General features: G+C 43.9%; 25 protein-coding genes. 20 read left to right on the forward strand and 5 right to left on the reverse strand.

From position 1 onward, the window contains the following. Window positions 1–9 precede the first annotated feature (9 nt). From AC3WT9_RS20120 to AC3WT9_RS20170, 11 genes are all read left to right on the forward strand, one after another. A complete protein-coding gene (locus AC3WT9_RS20120; protein ID WP_492407852.1) occupies window positions 10–2,523 on the forward strand; it encodes a phage tail-collar fiber domain-containing protein in 2,514 nt (837 codons plus the stop codon). A gap of 3 nt (window positions 2,524–2,526) precedes the next feature. Next, window positions 2,527–3,519: a hypothetical protein gene (locus AC3WT9_RS20125; RefSeq protein WP_492407853.1), complete on the forward strand. Its 993-nt coding sequence runs from the start codon at window positions 2,527–2,529 to the stop codon at window positions 3,517–3,519. Between the two features lie 20 nt (window positions 3,520–3,539). Then, window positions 3,540–4,007: a hypothetical protein gene (locus tag AC3WT9_RS20130; protein ID WP_492407854.1), complete on the forward strand. Its 468-nt coding sequence runs from the start codon at window positions 3,540–3,542 to the stop codon at window positions 4,005–4,007. Further along, the gene (locus tag AC3WT9_RS20135; RefSeq protein ID WP_438497188.1) at window positions 4,004–4,111 is read left to right on the forward strand and encodes a CD1375 family protein; all 108 of its coding nucleotides are present in this window, start codon (window positions 4,004–4,006) and stop codon (window positions 4,109–4,111) included. Before AC3WT9_RS20130 ends, AC3WT9_RS20135 begins: the two co-directional genes overlap by 4 nt. A gap of 58 nt (window positions 4,112–4,169) precedes the next feature. Continuing rightward, window positions 4,170–4,310 (forward strand): CD1375 family protein, encoded by a 141-nt coding sequence (locus AC3WT9_RS20140; RefSeq protein WP_438497189.1) that lies wholly within the window; start codon window positions 4,170–4,172, stop codon window positions 4,308–4,310. A 95-nt stretch (window positions 4,311–4,405) separates the two neighbouring features. Continuing rightward, window positions 4,406–4,807, forward strand: coding sequence for a hypothetical protein (locus tag AC3WT9_RS20145; RefSeq protein ID WP_492407855.1), 402 nt, complete (start codon window positions 4,406–4,408; stop codon window positions 4,805–4,807). A gap of 11 nt (window positions 4,808–4,818) precedes the next feature. Continuing rightward, window positions 4,819–5,523 (forward strand): M15 family metallopeptidase, encoded by a 705-nt coding sequence (locus AC3WT9_RS20150; protein ID WP_492407856.1) that lies wholly within the window; start codon window positions 4,819–4,821, stop codon window positions 5,521–5,523. Then, window positions 5,524–5,739, forward strand: coding sequence for a phage holin (locus AC3WT9_RS20155; protein ID WP_492407857.1), 216 nt, complete (start codon window positions 5,524–5,526; stop codon window positions 5,737–5,739). Between the two features lie 276 nt (window positions 5,740–6,015). Next, window positions 6,016–6,339 (forward strand): hypothetical protein, encoded by a 324-nt coding sequence (locus tag AC3WT9_RS20160; protein WP_492407858.1) that lies wholly within the window; start codon window positions 6,016–6,018, stop codon window positions 6,337–6,339. A 65-nt stretch (window positions 6,340–6,404) separates the two neighbouring features. Further along, window positions 6,405–7,613: an SIR2 family protein gene (locus AC3WT9_RS20165; protein WP_492407859.1), complete on the forward strand. Its 1,209-nt coding sequence runs from the start codon at window positions 6,405–6,407 to the stop codon at window positions 7,611–7,613. Between the two features lie 593 nt (window positions 7,614–8,206). Beyond that, window positions 8,207–8,977 (forward strand): DUF5677 domain-containing protein, encoded by a 771-nt coding sequence (locus AC3WT9_RS20170; protein WP_492407860.1) that lies wholly within the window; start codon window positions 8,207–8,209, stop codon window positions 8,975–8,977. 45 nt (window positions 8,978–9,022) lie between these two features. Here the strand turns inward: AC3WT9_RS20170 and AC3WT9_RS20175 are convergent, their stop codons facing one another. Both AC3WT9_RS20175 and AC3WT9_RS20180 read right to left on the reverse strand, forming a co-directional pair. Further along, complete coding sequence (locus tag AC3WT9_RS20175) at window positions 9,023–9,883, reverse strand: ATP-dependent DNA ligase (protein WP_492407861.1); 861 nt, start codon at window positions 9,881–9,883, stop codon at window positions 9,023–9,025. A 67-nt stretch (window positions 9,884–9,950) separates the two neighbouring features. Further along, a complete protein-coding gene (locus AC3WT9_RS20180; protein ID WP_492407862.1) occupies window positions 9,951–10,841 on the reverse strand; it encodes a hypothetical protein in 891 nt (296 codons plus the stop codon). Between the two features lie 415 nt (window positions 10,842–11,256). On the opposite strand from AC3WT9_RS20180, the gene AC3WT9_RS20185 reads away from it, so the two are divergent. Both AC3WT9_RS20185 and AC3WT9_RS20190 read left to right on the forward strand, forming a co-directional pair. Then, window positions 11,257–11,475 (forward strand): LexA family protein, encoded by a 219-nt coding sequence (locus AC3WT9_RS20185; protein ID WP_492407863.1) that lies wholly within the window; start codon window positions 11,257–11,259, stop codon window positions 11,473–11,475. Window positions 11,476–11,781: 306 nt separating this feature from the next. Next, on the forward strand, window positions 11,782–12,273 hold the full coding sequence (locus tag AC3WT9_RS20190; RefSeq protein WP_492407864.1) for a YhjD family protein: 492 nt from the start codon (window positions 11,782–11,784) through the stop codon (window positions 12,271–12,273). Between the two features lie 39 nt (window positions 12,274–12,312). Here AC3WT9_RS20190 and AC3WT9_RS20195 read toward each other — a convergent pair whose 3' ends face one another. The 3 genes from AC3WT9_RS20195 to AC3WT9_RS20205 form a co-directional block, all read right to left on the reverse strand. Next, a complete protein-coding gene (locus AC3WT9_RS20195) occupies window positions 12,313–13,011 on the reverse strand; it encodes a hypothetical protein (protein WP_492407865.1) in 699 nt (232 codons plus the stop codon). Window positions 13,012–13,473: 462 nt separating this feature from the next. Further along, a complete protein-coding gene (locus tag AC3WT9_RS20200) occupies window positions 13,474–13,701 on the reverse strand; it encodes a helix-turn-helix domain-containing protein (protein ID WP_492407866.1) in 228 nt (75 codons plus the stop codon). Window positions 13,702–13,890: 189 nt separating this feature from the next. Next, window positions 13,891–14,361 (reverse strand): helix-turn-helix transcriptional regulator, encoded by a 471-nt coding sequence (locus AC3WT9_RS20205; RefSeq protein WP_492407867.1) that lies wholly within the window; start codon window positions 14,359–14,361, stop codon window positions 13,891–13,893. A 219-nt stretch (window positions 14,362–14,580) separates the two neighbouring features. Between AC3WT9_RS20205 and AC3WT9_RS20210 the strand changes: the two genes are divergently transcribed. From AC3WT9_RS20210 to AC3WT9_RS20240, 7 genes are all read left to right on the forward strand, one after another. Then, window positions 14,581–14,802, forward strand: a complete 222-nt coding sequence (locus tag AC3WT9_RS20210; protein ID WP_492407868.1) for a helix-turn-helix domain-containing protein — start codon at window positions 14,581–14,583, stop codon at window positions 14,800–14,802. 87 nt (window positions 14,803–14,889) lie between these two features. Next, the gene (locus AC3WT9_RS20215) at window positions 14,890–15,840 is read left to right on the forward strand and encodes a ParB N-terminal domain-containing protein (RefSeq protein ID WP_492407869.1); all 951 of its coding nucleotides are present in this window, start codon (window positions 14,890–14,892) and stop codon (window positions 15,838–15,840) included. A gap of 1 nt (window position 15,841) precedes the next feature. Then, window positions 15,842–16,279: a hypothetical protein gene (locus AC3WT9_RS20220; RefSeq protein WP_492407870.1), complete on the forward strand. Its 438-nt coding sequence runs from the start codon at window positions 15,842–15,844 to the stop codon at window positions 16,277–16,279. Next, the gene (locus AC3WT9_RS20225) at window positions 16,276–16,527 is read left to right on the forward strand and encodes a DUF7667 family protein (protein WP_492407871.1); all 252 of its coding nucleotides are present in this window, start codon (window positions 16,276–16,278) and stop codon (window positions 16,525–16,527) included. Before AC3WT9_RS20220 ends, AC3WT9_RS20225 begins: the two co-directional genes overlap by 4 nt. Beyond that, window positions 16,524–16,715, forward strand: coding sequence for a hypothetical protein (locus AC3WT9_RS20230; protein ID WP_492407872.1), 192 nt, complete (start codon window positions 16,524–16,526; stop codon window positions 16,713–16,715). The genes AC3WT9_RS20225 and AC3WT9_RS20230 overlap by 4 nt, the downstream gene beginning before the upstream one ends. Next, the gene (locus tag AC3WT9_RS20235; protein WP_492407873.1) at window positions 16,712–17,059 is read left to right on the forward strand and encodes a type II toxin-antitoxin system PemK/MazF family toxin; all 348 of its coding nucleotides are present in this window, start codon (window positions 16,712–16,714) and stop codon (window positions 17,057–17,059) included. Before AC3WT9_RS20230 ends, AC3WT9_RS20235 begins: the two co-directional genes overlap by 4 nt. Before the next feature lie 299 nt (window positions 17,060–17,358). Then, entirely contained in the window at window positions 17,359–17,523 is a 165-nt protein-coding gene (locus AC3WT9_RS20240; RefSeq protein ID WP_492407874.1) for a hypothetical protein, read from the forward strand. Window positions 17,524–17,577 lie beyond the last annotated feature (54 nt).

Genomic DNA, 17,577 nt, shown 5'->3' on the forward strand with positions numbered 1-17,577 from the left:
GGGGAGCATGTGGCAGTATTTGGCGGCATGACTTTAACAAACAAAGGCCTCGTACTGCAAGGCAAGGCGCAGGCGGGGGCGCATCTCAAATACACCCGTATGGCTATTGGTGATGGGTCCTTAACAGGCCAGTCAATCCCAGCAATGAATGGACTGCTTTCGCAAAAAATAAGCCTCCCCATTACTCGGCTACGCACACAGCCGCCTAATAAGGCGATAGTCGGCGCTGTGCTGCGAAATGCCGATGTTGCCACGGGCTTTTATTGGCGCGAGGTTGGGCTGTTTGCACAGGATCCGGATGCCGGGGAAATCCTTTATGCCTATGCTAATGCAGGGGTGACGGCGGATTATATTCCACCAGGTGGCGGTTCGGATATTATCGAAAAATCATTTGATTGCGTGGTTGTCGTGGGTACCGCATCAAATATATCGGCGGTAATCGACGAATCACTGGTGTATGCTCTGCGGTCGGATCTGGACGCTGTAGCAGCGGCTAAGGTGGACAAGGTGACTGGAAAGCAACTCTCAACCGAGGATTACACTACACCAGAGAAAACAAAACTGGCTGGTGTAGCACCTGGGGCCAATAACTACACACATCCACCATCACATCCGGCCAGTATGATTACAGAGGATACTACGCACCGTTTTTCCACGGATGCAGAAAAGGTGGCTTGGAGTGCCAAAGAGACTACCGCAGGCGCTCAAGCAAAAGCAGACGCAGCCAAAGACGCTGCTATTACTGCGGCAGCAGCCGATGCTACAGCTAAAGCTAATGCTGCAAGGGACGCTGCAATAGCTGCCGCAGTTGCTGCAGATGCGGAAAAATTAAATGCCAATGCTTACACGGCTGCAGATGTCTTGGCAAAAATAATAACCGTAGATGGTTCCGGTAGTGGACTGGATGCGGATACAGTTCGCGGATTTACCACGAATCAGAATTTGAGTACAACCAATACGCCAAGGTTTGACGGCGTGGATTTCCGGCGCTCAGATAACTACAGAGTAGGTGCAGACAAGCCGTCCTCTTATCCATTGGGAGAAACAATTTTCTTTAATCTCGATGGGGGAGGCTGGCCCGCAGAATTTGGAACTGTAGTTTCGTATAGAACATACGGCGGTGCAATGAGTGTATTCCAGTATTTTTATCCCTACAATGTAGTAGCACCTATTAAGTACCGTTATTCATTGTACACAGATGATACATGGAGCGCATGGGAAACCATACTAACGGGCAAGGACGCCAAGGGATTTGCTGTATCTAACCCATACGTTAACTTTGGTGATACAGACGCACCAATGAATACTGATGAGTTCATAGCCCTTTTAACAGCTATGGGGGCATTTACTGCTAGTGGACATTGGGTAGCAAGAGGGGGATGGGCGTATGATTACAATCGCACTATTACCGATTCAGGATTTGGTCATATCTCATTAGCCGGGGCCGTAGTTGAAGTCACGGGAAACTCAACTTTCTTTACTGTTCGTATCCTTACCGCACCCCAAGCAGCTACGCCAGAAGCCGGATTAAATGCAAATTCGGAGTTCATATATGCAAGTAACGGACCCGGCTATGTTAATGGGTGGAGAAAACAAATAAACAACAAAAACGCATTAGCAGGAACAGTAGGAAGTACTACTTTTGTAACTGATGCAAACACGATACCTAAAGATGGATACTATGCCGTTGCAAGCTTATGGACCGGAAGCCCATTCCCTGGGACCCAAGGACCCAATCAGGGGTATCTCGAACAGTTTACTTGGGGCGACTCACCTGCTTATAAAGTGCAGCGTTTTATGCCAATTAACGCCTACGACCCGTCAACGAGGGGCCAGCGCTACCGTATACTTAACAACGGAGTATGGGAACCTTGGGCTAGGCAATGGGATAGTTCAAATGACGTCCCACTTTACGCAGCTAGACGAACGATTTCAGGTGGGGCGAACCTGAACGACTACGTCGGCAACGGAGCCTATAGCCTATACGTCGAGGGTGGGGCATATCTTAATGGTCCACCACCAGGATACTATCTATTAGATGTTAAGGTCGCCGAGAGCGGGTATGTGATTCAAGATGCGCTAAATGTGTTTGGGTCAGCTAGGTACTCCCGCGCCCGCACGGATTCAGGTGTTTGGTCAGGGTGGCAGGAAGTAGCCATTAAGGATTGGACGGGAAAAATCGCAAATGTAGCAGCTAATAGAGCGAGGGGCTACGGAGTCCAATTAACAACGACTACGGGATTGTCAATAGCCTCATATACTGCCTCTGCGACTTCTATGCATACGGTAAAAATCTGTATGACCGTAACTAACCAGCGCTCAGTGGCGATAAATGTCTACTATACTGGTATCGGAGGCGAAAAGCAGAGAGTTGTATTACCACTTACATCGATGGCTCCAGATGATTACGACTTTATACCCGTAACTATTTATTGCAATATCGGAACCTATATCAACGTTGTTGCACAAACGACACTTGCAAATTCAGTGTACGTAACCGCAGTTATTACAGAGGAGGGTTGATCAATGGGTTTATGGATACCGGGTACAGCAGATCCCGGCGATGTGTTAGCAGGGAAAACCTATAGCGCGAAAGATAAATACATCGCTCCAGGTACGATGCCACTTAAGACAAACTGGAATGGAGACGGGACAAGCGCCAATCATCATCTAGCTAAAGACATAGCTTCGGTCCCAGGAACATTATGGCTAAGGCCAGTAATTCCAGCAGACCCACCAACGGCATTTCAGGGGGATGTGTGGATACAGAAAAATGAACCGAATTTTAATCCCGCATACTGGAGGTCTGACGTGACTATGTTCGGACTTCAGGGATCGATTCCTGTCCGCGGAGCTGGTGGAGTGGTGACGCCTGGAGCTGTACCTCAAATAAAATCAGCAGGCTATTGGTCTGAAGACATTATCATTGCTGCTGTGCCTGTTCCAGCCAATAAAGTACTGGCAGATACCACAATAGCCGGGACTGCGGGAACCGTACCTATTATCAGTGCAGGTGATGATGTAGCTATAGGAACAGCGCAATGGGGCAATGGAGACTTAGCGGTTTATCCTAGGGAGGGCTACCGTAAGGGTGGACCAGGAGCGGGAGAAATTAAGGTTACTACAGCACAACTCCAATCTGCGGAAAGTGATTTGAAACCGTCTAATATACGAAGTGGTGTGAGTATATATGGAGTATGGGGCACTATGATAGAGGGCAGACGCACAGCTACTGGAACCATTCAATCCGGAGACATTTATAGAGTCACCGTTAACGGACTGGGATTCACTCCAAGTGAAATTCAACTTGCGTGGACTGGCACGGCGGGAACGGGGGCTACAGTTTATTATCGCTTAGGTCGATCATTTGGACAGTGGTACTGTTCAGCGGTAAACTCTGCTAATGGTACGGAAGCTACGTATATGAGTTTCTCGAATAGTCAGGTGTTCGCTGGAGGATTTACAATTGACCACCTCGCTTCCTCTGGAAAGGAACTTACATGGCGGGCAACAGAATAAAAAAAAAGGAGGCATTTACAATGGAAATCGGAATGAAAATTTACTATGAACTGAAAACGGGCAATGTAATCCTCAACACCGGCGAACGGATCGGCAGTGTGGTGCCAACAACCCGAGAACAGGATTTTGAGTCTTTCAAGCTGTTGGCCGAGCGTGTGCCGGAAACCGTGGGCCTGATTGAACTGGAATATCGCCAGCATGCACAGGATTTTATAAACGCTACTAGTTACCACGTCAATCTGGAAACAAAGAAGCTTGAGTTTTCTTATGATCCTATTGACCCAGAGGAACCGACTGAACCAGTCTATCAGAAGCCGTTAACCGAGCAAATCAAGGACCTGACAACAGAGCTATCCAGCACACAAATGGCTCTTGCTGATAATTACGAGCAGCTGCTCTCTGCACAAACTGAGGCCGTAAGTGCGCAATTAGCGTTAACCGAGCTGTACGAACTGGTATTACCCCTGACTGGAGGTGCTAGTAAATGACACAAGTATATGCAAGCTTGATCCGCAAGGGACTTAAAAAGCTGGAACAAGTACCAGCTGTAATCCGCGAGGACGTTGCCGTGCTGCTGGGCGACAATGCGTAACTGGTTGGCGGGGCTGCTGGTGTCCGGCGGTCTACGTCTCATGAGGGGAGGTGATACCATGTCTGTTATTTATGCGCTGCTGATTATTAAGGGCCTCAAAACTTATGCTCAAGTGCCTGCCAAGCTGCAGCCGGAGGTTAAGACCTATCTGGCCGCAAGTGACCTGGACGAGAACGGAGATCCATTACCAGCTAAATAGATTTAAAGATGGCGCCCAATGAGGCGTTTTTATTTTGCCCTCGGAGTCGATCCGGGGGCTGTTTTTATACACCAATTAGATAAAGGGGAGCAATCATGATGGCAGACGGGGGAGCAGATGTAAGGGGAGGGGTTGAGGATGTAATGCCATTACAACGCCTTGAAGAGGTAGAGGCGGGGTTGAGCACTCTGTCGAGTGAGTTTGCCCGAATAGCTGCCGAAAATGTTACGGCAAACACTAAGCTGAGGCTACTGGAAGAGAATGACCATCGTCATGATGAAAATATTAAGGAGATCAAAAGTTCAACCATCAAAATGGAGATTCAGTTCAGCGCAATTATGGCTAAGTTCGACAGTCTCGAAAGCAAAATTTTCTCGCTGCTTCAACAAGCTAACAAGGACAGCGGCGCAGAACGAAAGCTCTGGATGGATATGATTAAATACATTGTTTTGATTGCTCTTGGAGCAGCAGCTGGCAATCAATTTTTAGGAAAATAAGGAGTGGTGTAATGCTTACATTAGATCAGGTAAAACTCAAATCACATAAACGCCTTATTGGGCTGCATCCTGTCCTTAAAGCGGCCACAGAGGCCCTCATTGAGCGGAGTTATGCCCGAGGGGTCAATATAGTCATTACCCAAGGGCTGCGGACCATTGAAGAGCAGAATGCCCTGTACGCTCAGGGCCGGACCAAGCCTGGGCCTATTGTGACCAATGCCAAGGGCGGCACCAGTTACCACAACTTTGGACTTGCTATCGACTTCGCCCTACTGCTGTCGGATGGGAAACAGGTATCCTGGGACCTGAAACGCGATGGTGACGGTGATAAGGTAGCGGACTGGACAGAGGTTGTTCAGGAGGCCAAGGCGCTCGGGTTTGAGTGGGGCGGGGATTTCGTTTCCATCAAGGATGCACCACACTTCCAAATGACATTCGGCTTGAAGACCGCACAACTGCGAGCAGGCAAGGAACCAACAGCAGCGCAGGTTAAAACGGCTTATGCCAAGATTGATAAATGTAAGGGGGAAGCTTCAGAAGTGAAGAAAGATGTAATCGTGAGGGTGCTCGTAGACGGCAAGAAGGTGGCTGACGGTGTAGCGGATGAAGGAGTAACCTATACGCCTGCAAGGGCCGTAGCAGAGGCTTTAGGGGCTACAGTGGACTATGACGCTAAGACTAAGACAATGACAATCACCAGTAAGGGGGATAAGTAAATGAAAAGCAAATGGCGGAATCGTGGATTGTGGGTATCTTTGACGGCAGCCGTGCTGCTTGGCGTGCAAACAGTCGGGGTAATCTTCGGGGTGCAACTGGCCCCAGAAAAATACGATGAGATTACAGCGGCCGTGAATGCGTTACTTGGCATTCTGATTGTGCTGGGAATTGTGAGTAATCCGGAAGCTGGCAAGGGATATACGGATAAAGAGTAAATTCCCAAGTGTTTGGGATTATACCCACTGGCGGCGAGCTTTTCATTTTGTCTAGTGTTTGCCCTTTATGTATAGAATTAATTCATCCTTGATACGCTTGGATTACGCCCACTGGCTTAGACTGAAAAATCCCAAAAATCACTTAAAATCATCCCAGATCCTACTACATTTACCAGAATTACGTTCATAATTGTAAAATGACGTTTCCGACTAAATTCCTTGGGAGCGTCATTTTTTCGTGCTACGAAAGTAAATATAATCTATGGAGGTATTAAAATGAAAACAATTTATATTGAGTCCGAGTATCTTGGTAATAGATTCCTTGTTTTAGTTCAGGATGAGCGTAAAGAGATAAATGAATCTCAATCACAAAACATCTCAGGAATCTTTATGACGATTTCAGAAAAAGTGTCAGAGAGCATTCAAACGAAAAGTGGTTTGAAGTATAGCGAATGCTATATTAGATGGGTTGACATAACAGGTAATAAAATCTCCGTCGGTTTTGGTGGCGTTTATGAAGGTGGAGAGTCAACTGAAGGTAAGTTGGAATTCGAAAATGAACAGATAATGATTCAAGGTTTAAGGGATATTGTATATTAACATATCGGAAGTACACAATCCCATGTATAATATAATTTGATATATTTTACATGGGAGGATATTACATGGATAAGAGAATTCCTATAGCAGTTTTTACGGGAGCAGGAGCTTCCAGGGCAGAGCCAATTTCCTTACCTACTATGAAAGAATTTTTTCAACAGATAATGACAGAGGACCATCACCCTAAGTCTCCAAGAATTAGTGACCCGGAGTATTTTAAGTTCATATTTGATACTTTGTATGGCGATGATGAAAATTATGATCTGGAAAGAGTAATGGGTGCTTTGTATGAACTGAAGGAGTTCACAAATAATGATTGCTGGTTTTTATTCCAAAACCCAGTTATTTATAATAATATGGTGAACACCCTTTATAACACGTACGGTGAAATTAAAAACTCTAATAATAACTCAATAGGGGGACCAAATTTAGTTAAAATTCTATCACAGACAGCCAATAATACATACATGCTATACAAAGAAAAAGCTCAAACATTAATTTTCCAACTAGAAGATTTGATCAGAGAAAAATATGAAAATATTCAATTTGATTCAATAAGAACTGTTTACGAACCTATATGGAATTTGTTGATCAGAATTAATAAAGAACTTAATTTAGATGATGCACCAGTAATTCCGTTTTTTACAACTAATTATGATATGAGCGTGGATTGGTTTTTTAATCCGGAAAACGACATTGAGATGGATAAACACCTTGAGTGGGAAAAGGCAATTAAATATAACTTAAAATATATTGATGGTTTTGACAGACGTGGTTGGAACATGAATGAATATGAAAGTATTAATGAAGACTCTGATAATACAATATATATACCTTATTACAAACTGCACGGTTCTTTATTTTGGGAAAAAAGAGCTGGGAGAATAAAAATGGGGACTAACGTTGCTAATGATCCTTACTCTCCAAAAGAACTGATGCTGGTATACCCATCGGACAAAAAGGTGCTATTGGAAGATCCATACAGATATAATCATCGTATGCTTGATAAGTACTTAAAGAGAGTTAATACTCTATTGATAATTGGATTTTCTTTTCGAGATCCGGCATTAGTAAAATCTTTCGAAACAGCTCTTATTGATAATCCTAGTTTGATGATACATGTGATTAATCCTGAATTTAATAAAGGTGATTTTCCGGAAATGGAAGATTTCATTTATCGTGAGGAGTATTCCGGAAGAGTGATTCACCAAAAGTATTTCTTTGGAAGTAATGAATTTATTGTGTGGTTAGAAAACCAAATAATCAAACAATAACTAATGTATATGTAAGAAAAGAGTGTCTTACTCATGATATGATGAGACACTCTTTTAGTATAAAATTTATAATACCAATTACATAGAACGGATATACATAATGTTCCAAATGAATTATTCTATATTTATGAATAATGAAAATTATCAATACAGAGACACATACTTTTTGATTTGGCGTCCTACAGCTTTATGGATCGGAATATTTTTATTATTGTTGGTGTTGATTTTGTTTTATTGGATTTACAAATATCGAAAGAAGAGAAAATGAGAGGCATGAATAATACATACAAAGTCCTAGAGAGCGATACACACTTCCTGACCGCAGCCCTTGCGCAATCCAAGGTGTCAGTCTGGTACCGGGAAGATCCGGACCCAATCGGGCACCTAATAGATTACGGGGGGATCGTGGAGGGATACACACAGGAGTCGATCAGGATAGCCGACAGTTGGTTTATGCGAGAACGGTTTGAATTTAGAGCATATATAAAATGAATACAATTTACAGACTGTCTAATCGTGATAAAGTGTCTGTTTTTTGACTGATATGAAGCACCGAGCAATTCAAAATCTTATTGGATCGGGTCGATTAAATTATGTATATAAAAGAAGTTGTAACAGAAATGGAAAATAAGCATCAGAAATCTTTAATGGCTCACAGAATTATGGCAACAACTTTTGATAATAATTTGTTATCAGGTCAAATTCCTAATCACACATTAGCAGATGTTTCCTTGTTCTTTATAAACAAATTCCATAAATCTCTTCTGTCACTTAGGATATTAGTTGTATCTGGAATGGAAGAGGATGCTATAGTTATATTAAGGACATTGTTAGAAGCGAGTATCACTTTAGCATATATATCCAAAGATCCGGAAGTAAGAGTGCAGCTATACATTGAGTACTCTGCTGTATCTAGAAAGAGATTATATACTTCTTCATTAAAATATTACCCTGATATTGAATATGATGTAGAGGTCATTCAAAGTATTGAAGAAGACTACGAAAAGGTCAAAAACAACTATAAGAAGAAGTTCCAATGGTCTGACATAACTCTGCATAATATGGCTATTGAAGTTGGTATGGGTTATTGGTATGAAGTTATATATCAACCAGACTCTAGCTATGTTCATACTGGTATCTCGGCAAGTAATAAAATGATGTATTCTGATTCTGATGGTTTAGTGCTTGCTGTAGGACCGCAAGTTTTTTCTGCAACAGATATCCTCGCTAAATCCTGCGAGTTATCTAGAAACATACTGCGCTGTGCTTTAATGAATATGTCTAAAGATTACAGCGAAGTAGAAGATGATTGGTCTAAAGCACGAATTTTATTAAGCCAAGAGTTTGAAAATAATAGAAAGTGAAAAAGATTCCGTCAGGTGAATATGCCAGATGGAATCTTTTTTTAGTCAAAAGATAAAATCCGTAAACACTGGACTCCGCAACATTCCTGATTTGGTCCAGTTCCTCATTCTGACCTTCGCCCGCAGTCGCGGCTCCAAGTAAACAAACTCTTTGTCTTCGCCCTTCACAAGCTGCTGGGCTACTCCTCGAAAAGCTTGCTTGTAGAGCGGTGACACGCCAAGCTCAATTACTCCAGCCGGACGCAGTTTGCCGGATGTACCGGGCACTGCTGCTAACCAGCCGAATTCCTGCTTGCGATAAGCTGTTATATATACTTCGGCATAAGTCCAGTTAATGACCTTCTGCCATGCGTGGGATCGGCGTCCAGTCTCATACAGACTATTCTTACGCTTGCCCACTATACCCTCCAAACCTCGCGTCTCAATCTGTTTAAACAAGGCCACGCCAGCGCCGTCAACATGTGGCACCACTCCAAAACTTCCAGACGGTAGTGATAATCCCGCCAGAATCTCCCTGCGGTGCAGCAGCGGCAATCTGCGCAGATCCTTACCTTTGTATTGCAGGATATCAAAGATTGCGTAATAGGCCGGCAGTGCGGCTGTGAGCTGTTGAATTTTGTCTGCCCGGCGCGACTGGAAGCGGCTCATGACCGACTCGAAATCTGATACTCCGGTTGCAGGATCGACGCAGGCAACCTCACCGTCCAGGATAATATCATCATCAAACGGTAACTGCAGTTCAGGGTATTGCCGGGTGCAGTCATTGTCGTGTCGTGTATATAACCGGACCTTCCCGGCCTGCTGGGAGTAGATCAGCCGATGTCCGTCAATCTTTGGTTCAAATATATAATCGCTGTGGCTGAATGGGCCAGCAGCGGTCTGTAATAACATAGGGGAAATAAACATAAAAAACCTCCTCAATCCAATTATAGCGCTTGGCTATAAGGAAAGAGGAGGTAAGTGCTGGGAAGGATTATTCTGCTGCTGTGTACTCACTTACTTCATAGGTAAGGATTTTATCAAAGACAACATAATCTTTACGCTTTTTAAAGGGGCCTTTATTGTTTGTGTGCTTGTCGATCGCATACATTCCAGGACCTCTGCCCGCATCACGAGCGTCATACCAGGTTAAGAATGCATCAACTTCAGCGATGGGAAGATCATACTCCTTTTCGACTCCATTAATAAGGGTAATCGTGAGGACCGCTCTATCACCAGTCGGTTGTTCAGGCGTTGTCGTTGGTTTCGGAGTCGGTGTAGCTGTTGGCGAAGGTGTTACTGTAGGTGCAGGAGTAGCTGTCGGTACCGGTGTAGCACTTGGTGTTGGAGTTGCTGTTGGTTTTGGCGTGACGGTTGGCGAAGGAGTTGCAGTTGGTGTCGGTTCCACTGTTGCTGTCGGCGTGGGTGTTGGGGTTGGCATTGGCATCTGATCTGTCCAAACGTCAAATTCAGATTGTTCTGATGAATAGCCGAGGATCGACACCCTTACTACACCTGATATTGGTGTTTGCAAAACTTTACCTTCAGGATTATTACCTCCTTGATCCGAAAAAAGAACTTTGCCATTAGCATCATAAAAAGTCACCCAACCAGCACCCTTAAGACGATATGAACTGATGGTGCTTTCTGGTATATTTGCCCATAAATATTTGGTAGATTGAGTTGTTCTAAAAAAGGTGGACTCATTATTATCAGTCACAAGTGATGTTGATCCACTATGAGAATTAAGATCCTCACCGTAAAACATAGATTTACCATTAAGCAGACCACCCGGATAGGCAAAAGCGCTTGTTGCAGGCAGCAAAAGCATAATAGCTATAAACGTAACAAATACTCTCTTCAAAATAAATCTGTTGTTCTTCACTTGTTTACACTCCCTATGTGATATGAATATGGTAACGTTTGAATTTTACCTTTATTAGGTGAAAGTGTCTAAACATAATTTCTTATATATGGGAAAATTAGATTGTATTCAATCAATATAGATAAATGTGGGATTAGTGGAATATACTCGTGATTGTATATAGAACGTATGTTTGGTTATAATACAAACAAATGTTCTTATTTTATCGGAGGCGATCAATCATGAAAATGAGCATCGGCCAAACTATCGAAATTGTATATCAAGCAAAGTCAGGGGAAATTACACAGCGTAAAATAGAAGTGAACGCTATTCGCAATGACCGTATCAGAGCCACATGTCTTAACAGTGGGTCCCCGCGCGTATTCCTGAAAGGAAATATCCTTGCTTGGAGACTTATAAAGAGAGGTGTCGTAGCTTGAAGCCATTAACAAAACGACAGTACGCAGCATTGCAGGCAATTATTAAGCTATCGGAAGAGCAAGGATATCCACCAACCGTACGAGAAATCATGAAGGAAATCGAACTCACATCCAGTTCAACAGTGCAAGTGCTGCTGGATAAGTTGGAGGCAAAAGGATATATCAAGAGAGAGGGAAAAACTCCACGTGCACTTAAGGTGCTAATCCGTGCTTGATGATACCCCGCGCAAGTTGCTGCGAATTATCGTTCAGTTTAGATATCACTTCAAAAGAATGCCCAATATCAAGGAGTTAAGGCGGTTAAGCGGGCGCCGTCCGGCGGAGATAATCAAGGGTTTTAAAGTGCTGGCAGCGGAGCAATATATACTATGGGAGTCGTCTGCACCTATTGAAACGGCCGTAATAATTGAGGGGTGGGAACGTAACGTACCGTACGATACATCGCCGCAGGGAGGCATACAGAGCGCCCGACGTGGACCTAACATAGATTACTGGATGAATCACTGAGGGGGCAGTACATAATGAGTAAATTGGATGGGAATGAGCGGTGGAAAACTAAGATGCTACTTACCGATCATGTGGATCAGTACGATCAGAGGGATAAGAACGAGGGAGCCGGTAGTAAGATGCTCACTAATGATGAGCGCGTGATGATCCGGGATCTCATTTTACTGCCACATATAGATACAATGGTGGGCAAGAGTCTGAAAGAGATCGAGCATTCAGGCAACGTCCTTAAGCGAGCCTATCTGATGGCCGGGCAGTCTATACAGCGCCGGATCATGCAGGATATCTATCAACTGCAAAAAGAGCTGAAGCAGCGAAATATTAAATTTTTCGCGGATGAGCAAGATGAATTTATCTCTTATCACAAAATCTTTTGCCGGGGATACCAGGAACGATTTGGACTTACCCGTGATGTTATGCGTACTGAAATTAGTCTGCGGTTGACCATGTATACTGCCGAGCTAGGGGATACCTTAAAAGAGGCATCTACTAAAGCAAAAGTCTGATAGACATAACAAAACCCCGGGAGCTGCCCGGGGTAATTTTTATTTTACCTTAACAAATTTGTCGACGAATTTTTGTCTGTCCTGCTTATTGAAGTGTGGATCACTGATCTTAGCTCTCCATATTTCATTTGAAGTGAGCGTGTTGAAATCAACATTATAAAAACTCTCCACCTCTCCCTTTGTCAATGCGACAGAATAAGTTCTTCCCTCATATGGAAGTGTCATATCAACTGAAGCCGCACCAGGGAATTGTTTGAATAAACGACTTGTTTCCTGCATAAGTAGCTTATTAATCTGGTCTCCAGTAGAAAAATAGTCCACATAATCTTCGTTTGTGATGCCTGAGCTTGGATTGGCATCTTTATATTCCTTGAAATCCGAAAAAAAATTCACGCTTATGCTATCAGTACCTACAGTTACCTCTTTAATAAAAGTTTTTCCAGTAAGGTTTGCTGTGTATTTAAGGACCTCATCCTTCGATAAAGGTACTTGATCAGCAGCGACAGCTTGTGTTGGTGCTACTGTTGGAGCAACCGTAGGCTTCTCCGTAGGAGTTTCTGTAGGTTCCGTTGTAGGTTCTGTTGTAGGTTCTGCAACGACTTCCTTCACGGGCTCTATTGTAGCAGTGGGAGCTGCTTGATCTGTTGTTTTCTTATCGTCTCCCATACTTCCAATGGCTCCAATAACAATTATTAATACGACCCAAAACCACCAGTTCTTATAAACGGGCTTTTTCATGTTGTTCCCCCTAAATCTGATAATAATTAACAAAATAAGTCTATCAGAAATAGGTAATAATAACCATGAATAAAATTTATTCTTGCAATATTTTGGGAGAGGGATTAATATAATCTCATTACAATTCTATTGATTTTCACCGCCGCTATTGGTTCGGCTGGTGAGGGAGAATTAAGAAAGAGCGGTAGTAGTTCGTCTTGTACGTCCTGGCCGCTGCATGTATGTGGTAATACATAGGTTCATCACATTAAAAAAAACGGATTATAACGTATCTATTGGATACGCTACTAGTCCAGTTGTGATGAAACTATTACCTCAAAACATGCAGCGGCCTTTTTGCGTTCTCATTATTCTATCATGGAGGTGATCTCGATATAGACACCGATTAACGCGGAGTAATATTACAAGGAAGGAGAGTGGTTAAGTATTGCTTAACAATCTGTTCGAGGGAGAGCAAGAAATCTACTCTGACCTGTCACCGGACCAATTCAAAACATATAAATCAGTCACCCTACAGTTAAGGTAATGGGCTGCATTAATAGCAAACTCAAGCGACATTTTCGAATCTCCCAGTATGACTTGCGTCACAAAAGACCGGGAGCACTTCATATGTCGGGCAAACTCTGCTTGTGTTACACCCTTCTCCTTAATACGGTCCAGTAACAGGCACTCCCCGAGCAGGAATGCCATGTGAATCTCCTTTCATTTGGAATGTTTGTAAAAAGTGTTCGCATACTGTTCTCATTTATGGTATGCTCGTCTTACTTATCGCGGCGGAAAATTATACTACATAGGGGCGATGTCTTATTCGAAAAAAGCCAATTAACCTAACCCAACTATCTCTAATTATGGGGAAGCAACCCGATTACTTGCTGCAAGTTATTTCTGGGAGCGATTCTTGTACAACCGTTCCGCACGAACAGCAGAAATCATCCTATCATACTCCTCTTCCGTTAACTCTAAACCGTCAACTTTGAACTCATATTGATCTTTAATTTCTTCATCTGACAATTCCAGTGAATTTTCAAAGAGCTCTTTCTCGTGTTCTCCCGAGGAGGGGCTTTCACTATGTATTCCTTCTGAAAAATCCCCCTCTTCGATTGTTCCTACCCAATCATAGATATTAACATCCGTCTTCCCCAACAAGAAATCAGTAGTGGTATGGAAGATATCTGCAAGCTTACTGGCGTTTTCTGCACTTAAAGTACGTTCCCCCTTTTCAATATCGTAATAGTATTGCGGTGTAATCCCTAATAATTTTGCTACGTAAATGCCGCTTAGCTTCTTGCCTTCCTCATTTCGAAATTCTTCCCTAACCATCTTTAAACGGTGTGGTGCGCTCATTTTCATGATTCCTCCTATTATTCAGCAAATAGCTTATACAAATAATAACACTAAGATTTTATATAAACAACAAGCAAATAGCTGATAAAATGAGTAATAGAGTGAATTTAAAAGCAAATAGCTTATTTAATTGACCGTTTGCTCATTTTAGAAGCTATTTGCTTATAAATGCTCGTTGTTAAATAACAGCTATTTGCTTATTATTTAGTCATGGAGGTGAACACAGTGGACTTCACAACAACGGTAAAAAACATTCTTTCCCAAAACGGCATGAAGAATGCAGAGCTTGCAAGGCAGGCAGGGTATAGCTCGCAGCATATTCACGATCTACTGTCTGGCGATCGGCGTTGGAACGAAGATTCAATCAACAAGGTTTGTAGCGTGCTTGGGATAACGGTTAACTTCCAAGTTCCTGTTTCAGAGGAGGAAGAATCAGAAATCGTATAATCCTGTCTTTTAAAATCCGTACTAATCACGGACCACGCTCGCAGGCTCCAGGATATACGATTGATTTAGAAAGGAAGGTGCGTAACCTTGCTAACACCAATCAAAAGCATCAACATAGGCACCCGTATCCGTGAGGACATGGGCGACATCGCAGGGCTGGCAGAGAGTATTAATGCTCGCGGTTTGCTGCACCCCATCATCATAGATGAGGCTGGAAACTTGATTGCCGGACACCGCCGGTTAGAAGCTCATAAGTTGCTTGGCCGGGAAGAAGTCGAAACCCGGACGATGGCGGACTTGAGCGAAAAAGAAAAGCGCCTGATCGAGCTGGAGGAGAATACGAAGCGCAAGGCACTGACTGAGTTTGAAGCATCTAAGAACCTCGCAAAATTGGCTGAAGCGGCTAAGGAAGTGCTGAAGGAAGAATTATTGACGGAGCCCGTCAAAAATCAAGAGGGGGCTGGGAGGCCGAGGAAACCCGATTCAGAAGCAAAGGTTTCAGAGCTTTTAGGCGTCCCTCGTATGACCATCAACGATGCAAAGAAACATGTGAATGCAGTTGATAAATACCCTGCACTTGAAAACTTAAATAAGATCGAGGCCATTATCACAGCCCGCGACCCTGAAAAGGCAGAACAGTACCAGAAAGCGATTGACGATTTCCCGCAACTTGCAGAAGCAAAGGTTCCGGTTGACCTGGCTATTAGCGGGGCGGAGAAACTCCGACAAGCACCACCGGAGTTGGCTAAGGAAAGACTGGATAAATTGACAGCTGACGAGAAGAAATTTGAACTCCGTAAGCAGTTGATTGATGAGCAGTATAGGGACGCAAAGATTATCAACAACTTAATTGATGCGGCAGTGAGAATTCGCGGAACTGTGACAGAAGAACGAATGACCAACTGGATGGAGACGCGGCGTGATAGGAGCGAAATTGAGCTCTGCATGAGCCAGGTTCAAGGCGGAATCGACGAATTCCAAAGATTGAAAGATCAAATGAAGGCGGCATTAAAAGGACCTCGAAGGGTGGGGAAATAGAATGGATAAGCGCAATCTGGACCGTGAGGACCGGACGGAATTTATTCTCGGATTCATGAGCAGGAAATTCACGATAGACGAGGTCGTTGCGTTTCTCGAAGAAAGAATAACCCTGGATGAAGAGAAGATGCGCCGAGATGCGATTCGAGCGAAGGCGCGTCAGTTGGTCAGTAGCTTTAAGGACGGTGACGGAGTCCGGTTGATTGCAGCCTATGACGAATCAGCAGAAAACGAACCGCGCCGAATGGTATATCAGGTAATTGATAGCTGCAACGACACAAAGATTCTTGATAAGCAAATTGGGAACATGGTCAAGAACCGCGATGGATCAGAGAAGCTCATTCAAAAGGCTAGGGCCCGTAAAGAGAAGCTGATAAATGACCCGGATCTGTTTGACTTTTTTAACTTCGAAGACTCCGGGGAGGGTGAAGCCAAATGATCGCCATTCACTCAGTACACCGACAACTAGCACAAATTACGGCCATGAATGTCAATAAAGACGGCAAGCTTGAGATGGGAATGCTCGAATTGAAGTTCATCATGCCGTTGCTCCTAAAAAATCACGAACTTGTTACAAAACTTGATTCTCTGAAAGAGCTCTCTCTCCATGCTTATGAAATGGGCGATATGGAATGGCAGCATGAACTGTGCAAAAAAATCGAAGAATTGGAGGCTCAGCTGGCATGAATCAAAAGAAAGACACGATTCGATTCCACCGTCAAGAAATGGCTTACTGGCTCAGTGTAATAAAAGACGCACAATGGCGTGGAGACGCAATAACCGAGCAGCATGCAATCCAACAGCGCCGTATGCACCGTGATGCAGTGCTTACTTTATGGGCTTCACCTGCCGAGCAGATGGCGGTGTGTGTATGATCATCGAGCCGAAGCGTGGAGAAATCTGGTGGGCGCACATGGGTGGCAATCAAGGTAGTGAGCAGGGCGGACTGCGGCCAGTACTTATTATTCAAAACGACACGGGCAATCTGTACAGCCCAACAGTGATTATAGCAACAATCAGTCACGCCAAACGCAGGGACCTGCCAGTACATGTCCGGGTGGATAGGGCCTATAAAATGCAAAAGGACTCAGTCATCATGCTGGAGCAGCTGCGGACCATTGATAAGACAAGGCTGCGGAACTGTAGTACTCAACTCACCAAAGAGGATATGCAACAGGTGGAGCAGGCGCTTATCGTCAGTCTGGGGTTAAGTCTATGACAACCATTATCCGCAGCACAGTCAAATGTCCTTATCCTAATTGCGGTCATACAGCGGACTTTATCACTAACAATCATTGCACTACGGCTCACAATATGGAACGCACTGAACTGTTTGGGAGATATGGCAAGCCGAAGGGTGTCGGATACGATACCAAGGCAGCTAAAAAGAACCTTGAGGGCCATGTACCAGCCCAGCGGCTAAATACAGGATATCCTAGCGATTCAACGCATGTGAAGGATATGAGGTCGTCCAGAAGCAAAGGAAAATGATTCTGATGGAAGGAGGTGAGCAACACGATGAAAGAAGTCACTGAGCTGATCGGCAAGACCGGCACACTTACTCGGCCAATTACAATAGCCGGGGCTGTGCAGGCAGAAGACGGCACAATTGATGTCCTTGTCCAAGACGATCACGGGAATGAGTTCTGGGTGGAGAAAGACGGCAACATATCACTGTTTTAAAACGCGGATTTTATGACCGCTATTATTTTTTTGCCAAAAACGGGGTTTTGAACC

The sequence above is a fragment of the Paenibacillus sp. EB106-06-01-XG199 genome (assembly GCF_058791575.1).

Bases quoted from the DNA above. Each gene is read 5' to 3' on its own strand.
- AC3WT9_RS20145 (WP_492407855.1), top strand. From the start codon at position 4,406: ATGATGGCAGACGGGGGAGCAGATGTAAGGGGAGGGGTTGAGGATGTA.
- AC3WT9_RS20125 (WP_492407853.1), top strand. From the start codon at position 2,527: ATGGGTTTATGGATACCGGGTACAGCAGATCCCGGCGATGTGTTAGCA.
- AC3WT9_RS20220 (WP_492407870.1), top strand. From the start codon at position 15,842: ATGGATAAGCGCAATCTGGACCGTGAGGACCGGACGGAATTTATTCTC.
- AC3WT9_RS20230 (WP_492407872.1), top strand. From the start codon at position 16,524: ATGAATCAAAAGAAAGACACGATTCGATTCCACCGTCAAGAAATGGCT.
- AC3WT9_RS20130 (WP_492407854.1), top strand. From the start codon at position 3,540: ATGGAAATCGGAATGAAAATTTACTATGAACTGAAAACGGGCAATGTA.
- AC3WT9_RS20200 (WP_492407866.1), bottom strand. From the start codon at position 13,701: ATGGCATTCCTGCTCGGGGAGTGCCTGTTACTGGACCGTATTAAGGAG.
- AC3WT9_RS20235 (WP_492407873.1), top strand. From the start codon at position 16,712: ATGATCATCGAGCCGAAGCGTGGAGAAATCTGGTGGGCGCACATGGGT.
- AC3WT9_RS20175 (WP_492407861.1), bottom strand. From the start codon at position 9,883: ATGTTTATTTCCCCTATGTTATTACAGACCGCTGCTGGCCCATTCAGC.
- AC3WT9_RS20190 (WP_492407864.1), top strand. From the start codon at position 11,782: ATGAGTAAATTGGATGGGAATGAGCGGTGGAAAACTAAGATGCTACTT.
- AC3WT9_RS20160 (WP_492407858.1), top strand. From the start codon at position 6,016: ATGAAAACAATTTATATTGAGTCCGAGTATCTTGGTAATAGATTCCTT.
- AC3WT9_RS20165 (WP_492407859.1), top strand. From the start codon at position 6,405: ATGGATAAGAGAATTCCTATAGCAGTTTTTACGGGAGCAGGAGCTTCC.
- AC3WT9_RS20225 (WP_492407871.1), top strand. From the start codon at position 16,276: ATGATCGCCATTCACTCAGTACACCGACAACTAGCACAAATTACGGCC.
- AC3WT9_RS20170 (WP_492407860.1), top strand. From the start codon at position 8,207: ATGTATATAAAAGAAGTTGTAACAGAAATGGAAAATAAGCATCAGAAA.
- AC3WT9_RS20155 (WP_492407857.1), top strand. From the start codon at position 5,524: ATGAAAAGCAAATGGCGGAATCGTGGATTGTGGGTATCTTTGACGGCA.
- AC3WT9_RS20195 (WP_492407865.1), bottom strand. From the start codon at position 13,011: ATGAAAAAGCCCGTTTATAAGAACTGGTGGTTTTGGGTCGTATTAATA.
- AC3WT9_RS20205 (WP_492407867.1), bottom strand. From the start codon at position 14,361: ATGAAAATGAGCGCACCACACCGTTTAAAGATGGTTAGGGAAGAATTT.
- AC3WT9_RS20135 (WP_438497188.1), top strand. From the start codon at position 4,004: ATGACACAAGTATATGCAAGCTTGATCCGCAAGGGACTTAAAAAGCTG.
- AC3WT9_RS20140 (WP_438497189.1), top strand. From the start codon at position 4,170: ATGTCTGTTATTTATGCGCTGCTGATTATTAAGGGCCTCAAAACTTAT.
- AC3WT9_RS20240 (WP_492407874.1), top strand. From the start codon at position 17,359: ATGAAAGAAGTCACTGAGCTGATCGGCAAGACCGGCACACTTACTCGG.
- AC3WT9_RS20150 (WP_492407856.1), top strand. From the start codon at position 4,819: ATGCTTACATTAGATCAGGTAAAACTCAAATCACATAAACGCCTTATT.